Annotated in this window: 13 protein-coding genes; 5 read left to right on the top strand and 8 right to left on the bottom strand. The window is 41.3% G+C overall.

What is annotated here, in order from left to right; translation table 11 throughout:
- Positions 1–47: 47 nt before the first annotated feature.
- A complete protein-coding gene (locus tag PS3_RS01375) occupies positions 48–2,180 on the bottom strand; it encodes an LTA synthase family protein (protein WP_007121779.1) in 2,133 nt (710 codons plus the stop codon).
- Between the two features lie 167 nt (positions 2,181–2,347).
- On the opposite strand from PS3_RS01375, the gene PS3_RS01370 reads away from it, so the two are divergent.
- A complete protein-coding gene (locus PS3_RS01370) occupies positions 2,348–3,001 on the top strand; it encodes a histidine phosphatase family protein (protein ID WP_007121778.1) in 654 nt (217 codons plus the stop codon).
- A gap of 107 nt (positions 3,002–3,108) precedes the next feature.
- Here the strand turns inward: PS3_RS01370 and PS3_RS01365 are convergent, their stop codons facing one another.
- From PS3_RS01365 to PS3_RS01340, 6 genes are all read right to left on the bottom strand, one after another.
- Positions 3,109–3,762: an amino acid ABC transporter permease gene (locus PS3_RS01365; RefSeq protein ID WP_007121777.1), complete on the bottom strand. Its 654-nt coding sequence runs from the start codon at positions 3,760–3,762 to the stop codon at positions 3,109–3,111.
- Between the two features lie 13 nt (positions 3,763–3,775).
- Complete coding sequence (locus PS3_RS01360; RefSeq protein ID WP_040467862.1) at positions 3,776–4,414, bottom strand: amino acid ABC transporter permease; 639 nt, start codon at positions 4,412–4,414, stop codon at positions 3,776–3,778.
- Positions 4,411–5,247 (bottom strand): transporter substrate-binding domain-containing protein, encoded by an 837-nt coding sequence (locus tag PS3_RS01355; protein WP_040467861.1) that lies wholly within the window; start codon positions 5,245–5,247, stop codon positions 4,411–4,413. Before PS3_RS01355 ends, PS3_RS01360 begins: the two co-directional genes overlap by 4 nt.
- A 10-nt stretch (positions 5,248–5,257) precedes the next feature.
- Positions 5,258–6,001, bottom strand: coding sequence for an amino acid ABC transporter ATP-binding protein (locus PS3_RS01350; protein ID WP_040467860.1), 744 nt, complete (start codon positions 5,999–6,001; stop codon positions 5,258–5,260).
- Positions 6,002–6,163: 162 nt separating this feature from the next.
- The gene (locus PS3_RS01345) at positions 6,164–7,084 is read right to left on the bottom strand and encodes a magnesium transporter CorA family protein (RefSeq protein WP_007121775.1); all 921 of its coding nucleotides are present in this window, start codon (positions 7,082–7,084) and stop codon (positions 6,164–6,166) included.
- Between the two features lie 20 nt (positions 7,085–7,104).
- The gene (locus tag PS3_RS01340; RefSeq protein ID WP_040467859.1) at positions 7,105–7,656 is read right to left on the bottom strand and encodes a TetR/AcrR family transcriptional regulator; all 552 of its coding nucleotides are present in this window, start codon (positions 7,654–7,656) and stop codon (positions 7,105–7,107) included.
- A 205-nt stretch (positions 7,657–7,861) separates the two neighbouring features.
- Here PS3_RS01340 and PS3_RS01335 point away from each other — a divergent pair, with 205 nt between their 5' ends.
- Together PS3_RS01335 and trxA are read left to right on the top strand one after the other, a co-directional pair.
- On the top strand, positions 7,862–8,620 hold the full coding sequence (locus tag PS3_RS01335) for a DUF475 domain-containing protein (protein ID WP_040467858.1): 759 nt from the start codon (positions 7,862–7,864) through the stop codon (positions 8,618–8,620).
- Positions 8,610–8,927, top strand: coding sequence for a thioredoxin (gene trxA, locus PS3_RS01330; protein ID WP_007121774.1), 318 nt, complete (start codon positions 8,610–8,612; stop codon positions 8,925–8,927). Before PS3_RS01335 ends, trxA begins: the two co-directional genes overlap by 11 nt.
- A 48-nt stretch (positions 8,928–8,975) precedes the next feature.
- Here trxA and PS3_RS01325 read toward each other — a convergent pair whose 3' ends face one another.
- Positions 8,976–10,328, bottom strand: a complete 1,353-nt coding sequence (locus PS3_RS01325; RefSeq protein WP_007121773.1) for an MATE family efflux transporter — start codon at positions 10,326–10,328, stop codon at positions 8,976–8,978.
- A 103-nt stretch (positions 10,329–10,431) separates the two neighbouring features.
- Between PS3_RS01325 and PS3_RS01320 the strand changes: the two genes are divergently transcribed.
- Entirely contained in the window at positions 10,432–11,997 is a 1,566-nt protein-coding gene (locus PS3_RS01320) for an ABC-F family ATP-binding cassette domain-containing protein (RefSeq protein ID WP_007121772.1), read from the top strand.
- The coding region (locus tag PS3_RS01315) for a phosphoesterase (RefSeq protein ID WP_050950786.1) at positions 11,981–13,052 on the top strand (1,072 nt) is incomplete at its 3' end. The genes PS3_RS01320 and PS3_RS01315, both read left to right, overlap by 17 nt.

Below are 13,052 nucleotides of genomic sequence, written 5' to 3'. Positions count from 1 at the left end.
AAGCCAGGTTGGCTTCATCCTTAAGATGAGGCAACCTGGCTTTTAACTTAGTTATTGGTTGAATCAGGATTGGTAATCTTGATCCGGTTGGATGAGGTTGAGGAATGGCTTGCTTCAGGAGCGTCGGTTGAATAATCATCAACGGTTGATTTATCACCATTCTCACTGAAAAGACTAGTCGATTTGTTTCCCAATTTCTTCGCTAATTGTTTGAGCTTCTTTAAGCCGTTAGAATAATTAAATTTCGAAGCTACCACCTTTGTGAACCCTTTTGGCGTGTAGAAACGTAAGAGGTTCTTTTGGTTGAGGGCATCAGAGAGTTTTAATTCTTGGTTAACAAAATTAGTATCCTCACGAATTTGCTTCTTTTCACTCTTGGTTAAAGTAGCTAATTTTCCAGTCGTATTACTATAAATTTTGCCACTGATACTCGTGAACTTATTAGTAATAAAATCGTTATCCCGGAAAGCGACGACTTGCCGGTGTTGCGAAGAGAAGAGATCGGTACCAAAGAAGATATAGCGTTTGGTACTGATACCTAGGAGGTGTAAGAGGGTTGGTAAGACGTCCACTTCGCCACCATACGTGTGATAGACCTTCCCACCGGTTGTTCCTGGAATGACAAACATCAATGGTACCCGCTGCATTTGAACATTGTCGAAATTAGTCCAGTTATTCGCGTCTTTGCCAATAACGGAAGCTAAAGATTTATTCTCACTATTAGAAATTCCATAGTGATCTCCATAAATCATTATGATCGATTTTTTATCTAAACCAGTCTTTTCAAGGTAATTAAAGAATTCTTCCAGCGATTGGTCTAAATAATGAGCAGTGACGAAGTAATTATCAACCGTACTATCACCAGTGTCAGGTGCCGTAAAATCAGAATCTTCGTCTTCACTATCGAGTTCAAATGGGAAGTGGTTTGTCACTGTAATAAATTTGACATAGAAGGGTTGTTGAAGCTGTTCAAGATATTTAACGGAGTTTTGGAATAATAATTTATCTTTTAAGCCATAGCCCGTTGCCTTATCCCCAGAAGTGTCGTAATAGGAGGCATCAAAGAAATATTGATAACCAAGGTTTTTATAGACGTTATTCCGGTTCCAGAAACTAGCCACATTTCCGTGGAAGACAGCGCTAGAATATCCCCGGCGCTGATTTAAGATTGCTGGAGCCCCTTCAAAGGTATTATCTGAGCCTAAAGTAGCGAAGAGCGATCCCTGTGGAAGCCCAAAAGTGCTGGTTTCAAGGAGGTTTTCAGCATCACTAGTTTTCCCTTGTCCGACTTGATGGAAGAAGTTATCAAAGGAATAGGTATCGTTGCTGTTGACTAACGAATTGAGGAAAGGCGTAACTTCTTGCCCATTGACTTTTAATCCAATTAAGAATTGTTGGAAACTCTCTAAGTGAATCACAATCACATTGCGACCCTTGGCGATTCCATACATTTTATCGTTGGGTTTAGCATAGATCGATTCGGTGAATTTGCGGACCTGGTTAAGTTGCGACTTAGTAGCACTACTTCGCATCTGGTTAACTTGCTGGTTTTGAATGACATTGTAGGCCGTGAAAGTATCAATGCCTAAATATTTAACGATATAAGTCCGATCAAAAGTCCGTCCTAATAGTTGGGGCCGGTCCATTTCAGCAACCATCAGGTTAGTACCAATCAACACGAGTGCAATTGAAGTAATCGCAAAGGCAAACCGATGGGTAACTGCCCGGGGATCAAACTTAATTTTGCGAAGAATCATCAAAATTAAGATGATGGCGATATCAAGCCAGAATAAAACGTCATGGGGCTTGGTCAGGGCTAATGAACTACCACTTAAGCCTTGGTTAACTTTCGAATAGCCGGCAATGGTGGCGATCGTCATAAAATCGGTAAATTCGCGGTAGTAAATGACATTTAAATACAATAACAGAGTATTTAAAATATCAATTTCCATTAAAACTGGGTAGAAAAACCGGGATTTTTTAAAGTAAAAAGCCAAACCGAATAACAGGATCGTGGTCCCTAACGGATTGACTAGCAGTAGAATATACTGCAAGAGTCCGGTTTCACCGAGACTGAAATCAACGAAATAAGCTAGTAAGGTTTTTAACCAGAACAAGACGGTTAGAACTAGAAATAGTCCTAACCGCGTGTTCAATAGGTTGCCCATTTTCTTGAACATGGGACGCTCCTTTATTATCTGTAGAATCGTGATGAAATCACTGATGAAAATATTTTAGCACACTTTAAAAGGCGGCGTTTTAATATCCAAGGGAAAATTAGAAAATTTAAGCAGGTCTTTAGAATTAATGGGGTAAAATAAGAGTATCGATAGCGGAGGTGAAAATGATGACTAAGTTAAATATTTTTTTAGTGCGGCATGGTCAGACCTATTTTAATATATATAATAAATTACAAGGCTGGAGTAATAGCCCTTTGACCCAACAAGGGCGTGAAGATGCTCAACGAGTCGGGCAGCGGTTAAAAGATATTCACCTTGACGCTGCTTTTTGTAGCGATCTAACCCGGGCGGTCGAAACTTGCCAGACGATTTTAAACGTCAATGAAGCGGACTCAGTCGTCCGGCCGCGGACCACCCCTGATTTGCGAGAAGAATTTTATGGGGTTTTTGAAGGGACGAACATGTCATTAGCCTGGGAAATGGCGGGCCTGCCGCATGGTTATAAGACCTTTAAGGACATTGTGACGGACTATTCGATTAATCAAGCTAAGGATTGGTTAAAAGAAGCTGATCCTTTCCATGATGCCGAAAATAGTCAAGAGTACTGGGAACGGTTGGATCGGGGGTTAGCGACGATTCGTCAAGCCGATTTACTGGATGAAGCTAATGTTTTATTGGTTAGTCATGGCAATACCTGTTTAAGTTTGATAGAACGGTTTGGTGAAGGGAAATATGATATCACCGAACGACCAGCAAATGGTAGTTTATCTAAACTAGTGATGACGGATGATGACGTTAAGGTCATCACTTACAACGAATAAAAGGAAGCTGAAAAACAATCAGGCGCGCTTTTTGAACGTCGGTACCGGTGTAATCAAAAAATGGGTGGGTAGAAATGTCAATTAGCATTTCTTCCCACCCTCTTTTGTTAGGCCATTTTATGGTCTAGATAACGTGATAGTAATGATAATAAGTAACAAACAATAAAGTACATTACCGCAATTGCCACGAACATTGGGATAATGTAGGTACTATTCTGTCCATAGACAATTTCGGCATGATACATTAATTCTGGTAGCACGATAATCGTTGCTAAAGAAGTATCCTTAACCAGGGAAATGAATTGACTGACTAAGGCCGGTAACATGTGTTTCAACCCTTGAGGAAGTACCACGATCCGTAAGGCTTGCCAGTGAGTCATTCCATTAGCCATGGCCCCTTCAGTTTGCCCGATATCAATCCCTTGTAAACCAGAACGGACAATTTCCGCAATCATCATTGATTCAAACAGTGACATTGACATAATCGCTGAAGGAATTACTGGCGGGCGGAAACCAATATTAGGTAGCCCAAAGTAAACGAAGAAAATGATCAGCAGTAATGGTAGGTTTCGAATAATATCAATCACAAAGCCCACGATTGCCGAAACATACTTAATTCGCATGTACCGAATAGTTCCTAAGAGAATGCCGACAATTAAACTAATCAAAATGGAAACGACTGAAATTTCAATCGTAACCCATAATCCTTCCAAGAGGAAGCGGATGTTAATCCATGAATAAGCATCAATAAAAGTTTGCATACCCTTCTTCCTCCTATCCTAATTTCTTTTCCAAATGCCGCATGTAATAACTTAAAGACAGGGTGATTACAAGATATAAGACCCCAACGATAAAGTATGACGGCATCGTTTCTAAGGTGTTGCTAGCAATTAAATTTCCCTCATACATCAAATCTAATCCTGCGACGAAGGCTAAGACGGAAGAATTTTTAACGAGGTTAATAAATTGGTTCCCCAGCGGTGGGATTACCACCCGGAAGGCTTGTGGTAAAACAATGAGCCGCATGGCTTGCCAGTATGTTAGTCCGTTGGCTAAGGCCCCTTTCAGCTGTCCTTCATCAATGGAGTTGATCCCCGAGCGGACGGTTTCGGCGATAAAGGCCGAGGTATATAGGGTTAAACCAATGGTCCCAGCAGTAAAACCGTTAATCTTGACGATGTATAACGGTACGATTAAGAAGAAGGCCATGGTAATTACCAGAAGAGGAATATTTCGGAAAATTTCCACGTAAATATTAGCTAAAATCCGAATCCAACGATGTTCTGATAATTCCAGCAGGGCAAATACCGTTCCAATAATTAAACTAAAGATTAGGGCAATAATACTAGAAGCGAGAGTGACGCCAAGGCCGGATAAGAATAATTGCCAATTAGATGTAATTAAATTAATCATGAGCGCTTCATCTCCTCGTAATTAAAGCCTTTGACATCGCCAAACCATTTCTTCAATAGTTTATTGTAGGTGCCATCTTTTTCTAATTCTTCGAGGGCCCAGTTCAGTTTCTTCAAGAAGGCCTTTTGATTTTTATTGACCGCAATCCCATATGGTTCTTTGGTAAAGGTCCCACCAACGACTTCATAGCCTTTGTTTTCACTGGCTAACCCGTATAAGATCCCGTTATCAGTGGTCATGGCATCTCCTTGACCAGACTTGAGGGCCGTCATATCTTGAGCATAGTCTGATAATTGTAAGACCGTGGCTTTAGGGGCGACCTTAGCCACATTTTGAACCGAGGACGATCCTGAAACCCCGAGGATGACTTTTCCTTTTTTGTTTAAGTCTTTAATACTGGTGATGCCACTCCCTTTTTTAACTAAGATCGATTGACCGGCATCAAAATAGGATTTCGAGAAATCAACTTGTTTAGCCCGTTCGGGAGTGATGGTCATGGTTGCCATAATCGCATCGATATTCCCATTCTTCAAAAGCGGAATCCGCGTACTACTAGTGACGGGGACGAATTCGGCTTTAGCATCAGGACCCAGAATCTTCTTGGTCATCGCCTTAGCTAAATCAATTTCAAACCCTTCTAGTTGACCGGTTTTGATATTTTCCAACCCAAATAGGCGGGTGTCAGCTTTAACCCCCCAGGTAATGGTTTTGGACTTTTGATCCGCTTTTAAAACATTTCGATTTGCCACAGAGGTGGTACTACATGCCGATAAGGTGAGCCCTAAGGTAGCCATAATGGCAATCAGACTCAATCGGCGCCAAAATTTCTTCATGCCAGCCTCCTTAAATGTGTCCGTTAATCTTACTTAAGAATTGGCGAGCCCGTTCGTTTGATGGTTCTCCATCGAAGAAGTTTTCAGTTGAGTCATCTTCGAGGATCCGACCATCGGCCATAAAGATAACCCGGTCTGCCACGGCCTTGGCAAAACCCATTTCGTGGGTCACCACTAACATGGTCATATCACTACGATGGGCAATTTCTTTCATAACATCCAAAACATCATCAATCATTTCCGGGTCCAAAGCACTGGTCGGTTCGTCAAACAACAGACATTTTGGTTTCATGGCCAAACTCCGCGCAATTGCCACCCGTTGCTTTTGCCCACCAGACAGTTGGGCCGGCATATTGTGGGCCTTATCAGCTAAACCAACTTGTTCCAAGAGGCCCATGGCTAATTTTTTATTTTCTTCCTCAGGCCGTTTTAAAACTACCCGGGGAGCCAACATAATGTTTTCAAGCACATCTTTATTGTTATATAGGTTGAAGTGTTGGAAAACCATCCCCACATCTTTGCGGATCTTGTTGACATCGGTTTTCTTATCCCCAAGGTCGAATCCATTGACGATTAGTTGACCACTTCGAATCGGATCAAGACCATTGACCGTCCGGATCAAACTACTTTTTCCTGAACCAGAAGGGCCGATTAAAACTACCGTTTCGCCGGCGTCGATTTTTAAGTTAATGTCTTTTAAAGCGTGAAAATCGCCATAGTATTTTTGAACATTTTTAAATTCAATCATTGCCATAGAGATCGTTTCCTCCAATGTATAATAAGATTCTCATTAAATAATTTTACTATAATTTAATATATGCATGCAACAGATTACACTTCTGGTCACAAAAAGGACACATTTTAATGTCTTTAAGAAATAAAAAGATCCTCTCCAAAAGAGAGAATCGTGACAAATTTATTTCCACCAGCGCTTATTGAACATGAACCAAATTGACAAAGCAATAAAAATCAAGGTGATAATGACCGTGATCTGCCATGCCCAGTCGTTTTGCGCGAAGGGGAGACTTTTGACGTTTTCACCATAAAAACCTGAAACAATTGGTGGAATAGCCAGGATGATTGAATAAACCGTTAAAAATTTCATTGTCTGGTTTAGATTGCTATCTAAAACATTGCTATAGGCGGATGAAACCCTAGAAACAACATCCGAAGTCATTTGGGCCATTTCGAGTCCTTGTTGAGCTTCAATGATGGCATCATCAAGTTTGTTTTGTTGACTAGTAGTTAGCGTATATAAGAAACGCCGCTTAAACTCCTGGAGCAAGGAAACATTCCCTTGGATCGAACTTAGAATATAGACCAAGTTAGTTTCCAACTCCATAAACTTATTAATCGACACGCGTTCATTGCGTTTACGAATGTTTTTTTGGAGGGCCTTGCGCTGATTGTCAGCTTTTCGGATCGGTAAGAAGTAGTCGGTTGACAATTGATAGAGCAAGGGAAGCACCACATCATAAATTGAATGAATCGGATGGTGAGCTCGTTCGTTCTTAATCAATTGGGCAATAATCCCGTTGACAAAGTTGGTTTGGGCATTGGTAAAGGTTAAGACATTATTATTGGTTAACATGATCCCAATAGGAGCCGTTACATCATCGTCTTCTTCGGGATGGGCGATGTAAACGTCAAAAATCAACAGAGTGATATGGGCATCATGGTCAATTTCGATACGAGCCTTTTCAAAGGGGTCAATGGCGTAGTCTAACATGTCGGAAGTGACTTCATACCGTTCAAACAGTTCTTGTTGTTCATTGGGGAGAGGTTCAAAGACGCTAACCCAGTAGCTATGTTCATTTAATTGGACTGAACTGAGCATAGGAGAACCTCCATGAAGTCTTAAGGATGAATCGTGCCGATTAGTTGCTTAACCGTACTCCGGATAATAAGTGGGTTTGGATCCGTCATGTGTTGACTTAGTAACATGATATAGCCTTGAACAAATGACCAGAATTGAATGAAGAGCACTTGTTCATTAAAGTGTAAGCCCGTTTGTTCCTTGATGTTAGTGATATGGCGTTTCAAAATGTCAATAAATGGTAAGCCCTGGCGGTTACCGTTAAAGACATTTGATAAGCTAGGGTTCGAGAAGAAGAAGTTTGCTAAGTTTGGTTCATCCATATACCACTTAATCAAATCTTCCCCGATTTTGATAATGGCCTCAGTTGAATCGCTGTAGTCGTTATATTCTTCTTTATCCGCCATTTGTTCAGACAAAGCATAGGTAACGGCAGCGAATAAATCTTCCTTATTTGTGAAATGGGAGTAAACTACCCCAGTGGTGGCACCAATCTCATTGGCTAATCGACGTAAAGTTATGTTTTGGTAGCCATGTTTGCTAATTTCTTGAATCGTTAATTGTACTAGTGAATCTTTAGTTGCTTTAACCATACTTAGATCTCCCTTAAATATTATTTCTGTATTGATTATAACAACTTTACAATCGTGTTGTCCAATAGTTTTATCACAATCGAGATTTTGGTTAATCGATCGATAAATAAATTCCGCTTAATGGTTATAAGTAATATCATTTTTAGTTGCGAACAGTTTTTTGTTAAAATAAATGACACGGTATAAAAAGGAGGAATGGACTTAATTGTCACTTTTAAGAGAACTATATGGTCCCTTTTTTAGTGGCCACAATTGGCTATCAGTTTTAACATCTGGTCAGGATTGGTTGATCATCTTTTCATTAGTTTTGATGGAATGTTTGCTGTCAGTTGATAATGCGGTGGTATTGGCGGCGCAAACCCGGGTTTTACCTAATTTACGGGAACAAGAAGAGTCCTTGTTTTATGGGATTTGGGGGTCCTACCTATTCCGGTTCTTGGTGATTGGAATTGGGACCTACTTAATTAACTTTTGGGAGATTAAAGTCATCGGGGCAGCATATTTAGCCTACATGACTTATCGATTCTTCCATGTTAAATTCTTTGGCAAAAAGCCAGCGCATCAGCGACGTCAGGGATCGTTAGCGAACCTCTCGGGGCGCAAACGCTTCTGGGCGGTTGTGGCGCAAATTGAATTTACTGACATTGTATTCTCAATTGATTCAGTTTTAGCAGCGCTTGCCGTTTCTGATAATCCAGTGATTGTCCTAATTGGAGGGATCATTGGGATCTTATGTATGCGGGGCATTGCCGAGTTCATAATGAAATTAATGGAAAAGGTTCCGGAATTAGAACCAATGGCCTATGTCTTAATCTTTATTATCGCGATTAAGCTCTTTTTAACGATTCCGGCAATTGATATTGAAATTTCATCGGGATTGTTCGGTACCTTTATTTTAATTGTTTTCCTAGTGACCTTAATCATTCACTTTATTCGTAAGCGAGGAAATAAAAATGGCGATTAATGTAAGTCCAGTTAATTTTGAGCAAGCTTTAGAGGGACCGATTACCTTAGTGGATTTCTGGGCAGATTGGTGTGGACCTTGTAAATTAATGGCTCCAGTTTTAGATGAGTTAGAAGCTCATTATCAGGACCGAGTTAAGTTTGTTCGTTATGATGTTGAACAAGATAATTCGATCCCACAACGCTATAAGGTCATGAGTATGCCTAGTTTGGTCCTGTTCCGTGATGGGGTGGTCAAAGAAAAGGTGACGGGAATTTATAATTATCAACAACTGTCACATTACTTAGATCGAAAATTAGCTGAATAGGATTTGACGGTAATTATCAGTGTAGTTAAAAACGAGGCGAGAAAGAAACTAATCTACGTTTCTTTCCCGCCTTGTTTTTGACTTGAACCTTGGTCGATAAATTAAAAAGAGCAGAATCCCTAAACCAGCGGTGAGGACATCGGCGATCGGTTGCGCCACGATAACTCCAGTGTAGCCGAATAATTGACTGGTAATGACAATGACGATGAAAAAGATCAGGCCTTGGCGACTGACCGAGAGTAAAAAGGCTGGGAAAGCTTTCCCCATTGATTGAAACATCGTTGTAAAGACTAACATAATTCCGGCGAAGGTGGAGGATAAGACCAACCAGCGGATCATTCCAGCACCTTCAGAAATGACACGCGGATCATGCAAGAAACCTTTCATAAGGGTAGGTGCCAAAATAAACATCAAGACGGTCATAATAATTGAAAAGCCACAGACTACCTGTAAATCAAACTTCATAATTTGATTAAAGCGTTTCGCATCTTTGGCGCCATAAGTATAACCAATTAGCGGTTGGGCTCCAAAGGCAAAGCCCACGAAAACCATATTGATAATAGTGCTAATCTTGAGGGCGATACCCATAGTAGCGACGCTATCGGCCCCGTAAGGGATTAGGTAATGATTGGTAAGGGCGATGGCAAATGTCGACATAATATTAGTAACGGAAGCCGGAATTCCAATTGCGAACAGTTCCCATTGAAGATGACGACTAATTTTAGTTTCTTTAATTGAGGTCGTGAGACGGGTACTCTTGGTGTGTGTATAGTAGATTAAAAAGCCATCACTAATAATTTGGGAGATGACGGTGGCGGTTGCTGATCCGGCGGCGCCTAAACCTAACGGGAAGATGAAAATAGGATTTAAAATAATATTTAAAATCGTCCCAATCATACTTGCCTTCATTGATTCCAGGGCAAGTCCTTCGGTTCGCAAAATATTAGTAGGGGCAAGACCAAAAACAATAAAGGTCGCCCCGCTGACCAAGACCGTATAGTATTCGTTGGCGTATTGCCAGGTAGCGCTGGTTGCTCCCAATAAGTGCAAGATTGGAGTTTTAAAGACCAGCATAATAATTGTGACGATAATCCCACATAAAATTGAGCCATAAAAAGCATAGCCACTAACGTTGCGGCCGAGTTGATCTTGCTTTTCGCCGAAGAGACGAGAAATTACCGAACTTCCGCCTAGACCAAAAATATCGCCAAGGGCGATCAAAAAGGTAAAGATGGGGGCGCTTTGCGAAACCCCGGCGACTAAATTAGGGTTTTGGGTTTGGGAAACGAAGAAGGTATCCACCATGTTGTACACCAAGGTGACGACCATACTTAAGACGACGGGCATTGCCAAGGTGAAGTAGGCTTTCGGGATTGAAGTGTGTTCGAATAGTTTGTCCATGACTAAGAACTCCTTTTATGATAACCAAGCCATTTTAAGGGAAAAGTCAGCTCGGATGCAAGGGGCGTGTTAAAATCAAACCATTGAATTGAAGGAGATTATAATGGCGGTTTTAGATGTAAACGGCTTAACCATGAGTTATGCTGATAAGAAATTATATGATCAAGCTAGTTTTCAATTAGAACGAGGCGAGCACATGGGAATTGTCGGTGAAAATGGAGCCGGGAAATCTACCCTAATTAAAATCTTAATTGGCCAAGTGCTGCCGGTCGCTGGAAAAATTACTTGGCAAAAGAATCTTAAAATCGGTTATTTGGATCAATATGTTGATATTAAGGCGGGAATGACTTTAATCGAATTTCTCCAAACCGCTTTTCAAGATTTGTATGCGAAAAATGACCAGATGAACCAACTTTATGCAGACTATGCCGAAAAATTGGATGACCATCTGCTCAATCAAGCTGGTCAACTCCAAGCGGATCTTGACGCTCATCATTTTTATGAAATCGATACGCAAATTGAACGGGTAATGACGGGGTTAGGTTTAATTGAATTAGGTCGTGACCACATCGTAGCCGAAATGAGTGGGGGACAGCGTTCCAAAATTATTTTAGCTAAAATGCTGTTAGAAGAACCTGACGTGATTTTACTAGATGAACCGACGAACTATTTAGATACTGCCCATATCGAATGGCTAATTGAATATTTAAGTAATTATGACGGATCAGCCATGATCATTTCGCATGACTATGACTTTTTAGAGCGAGTTACGAATACGATTTGTGATGTCGCTTTTGGTAAGATCACAAAGTATCGGGGAAGTTTCCAACAAGCAATGCGACAAAAGACCGAACGGCAGGCACTCCAAGCACGCGAATATGAAAAACAACAAGAAGTCATTGATAAGGCCCAGCGCTTTATCCGTAAGAATAAGGCGGGCTCAAAGTCGACCATGGCGAAGTCACGGGAAAAAATGTTAGCGCGGATGGATCGGATTGATCCGCCGAGTGATAATGTGCAAGCTAACTTTAATTTTCCCTATGAGAATACGGGGTCAGCGAATGCATTGCGGGTAGAGAACTTAAGTGCCGGCTACCAACGACCGTTGCTGGCTCCAGTGACTTTTTCGATGTCCAGTGGCGAAAAAATCCTGTTTAGTGGTTTTAATGGGGTTGGAAAATCAACCCTTATCAAAACTATTTTGGGCGAGATTCCTGCGCTGGGTGGGACTGCTAGTTTTTCGCCATCGACAATCGTGAATTATTTTGATCAAGACTTAATCTGGGATGATCCATCACTATCCCCATTACAAACCTTGCAAAATTTATTCCCAACGATGTTGCCAAAAACGATTCGTCAACGGTTGGCTCGGGCTGGCATTAACGCTGCTAATACGATGAAGCCCCTCCAACTATTATCGGGGGGTGAACAAACCAAAGTTAAGCTAGCTATATTAGAGCTAACGCCGGCCAATTTTTTAATCTTAGATGAACCGACCAATCATCTTGACGAACCCACGAAAGCAGCCTTAAAACAGGCACTACAGTCGTTTAAGGGAAGCTTAATTCTAGTTAGTCATGAACAAAGCTTTACAAACGGATGGTTTGACAAGGTGCTGAATGTTGAGAAACTGAGCCTTAAAGGAGAAAAACATGCCAAGAACAATTAAGGTATTTTCACATAATGATTTAGACGGGTTTGGCGCTCCCTATTTACTAAAAGCGGTCCAACCGACCATGTTTTCGGAGACGACCTTTGAAATTGAACCTATCGGTGCTGGAAGAATTGATGATGCCTTAGCACAATGGCTACGAGATCCAGCTGCCAGCCAGTGTACGGATGTTTATATCATGGATATGACGCCCGATAATGATTACACCATCCAACAGTTAGATCGCTACTTTGCTAATCACTGGTTGATCTTTGATCATCATGATAGTGAGGCTGAGATTCGCCAAAAATATCGACCCAACGTGGTGACCAGTTCAATCAAAAACCCGAGTGCGGTTAGTATTGTCTGGGAATGGTTGCAAGGCCAAGATTATTTTGATCAATTAGCTAGTACTCGCCAGGTATCTCTAGCGGAATATGTCGAAGCGATTCGGGCCTATGATACCTGGGATTGGCAAAACGATCCTGATATGGCAACTGAAGTTCGGCAAATGGCCGATGAATTAGACCAGCTATTCTGGTTTTATCCGTTGGATTATTCCGCGACCTTTATCGAACAGTTATTGGCGACCGATTGGGCGACCTATCGTCACCAAAATGAATTACTAATTACGACTTTAAATGAGCGGCGAAGCCATTATTTAAAGCATCACTTGAAGGATGTAGTGGAAGCTAAGATTGATGATCACATTTGGGCAATCGTCTATGCGAATGATTACAAGTCTGAAATAGGTCATCAAGTCCTAAAAGATCATCCCGCCGCCCAAGCGGCTATGGTCGTTAGTCCCAAAAGTATCTCTTTTCGTAGTAATGGGGAACTAGATGTGGCCTCCTTTGCTGAGAAGTATTTCCGTGGTGGTGGGCATGAGGCGGCTGCGGGCGCCCGTATTGACTTTAACTTGATTGAAGTTGGGGAAAAGGCCTTGATTGAATTTGTTCAAGATACAGTTGAAAATCACCAGGAAGAAGTTGAAGCTACGAATGAGACGTTAGCCGATACCCCGATGGGGGCGCAATTAGCTAAATTAGCTGAACAGTTGAAAAAGCAGTCAA

The organism is Limosilactobacillus gastricus PS3, assembly GCF_000247775.1.
Classification (GTDB): domain Bacteria; phylum Bacillota; class Bacilli; order Lactobacillales; family Lactobacillaceae; genus Limosilactobacillus; species Limosilactobacillus gastricus_A.
The sequence above is the reverse complement of the archived record's forward strand: the minus strand, read 5'-3'. Positions and strand labels throughout refer to the sequence as shown.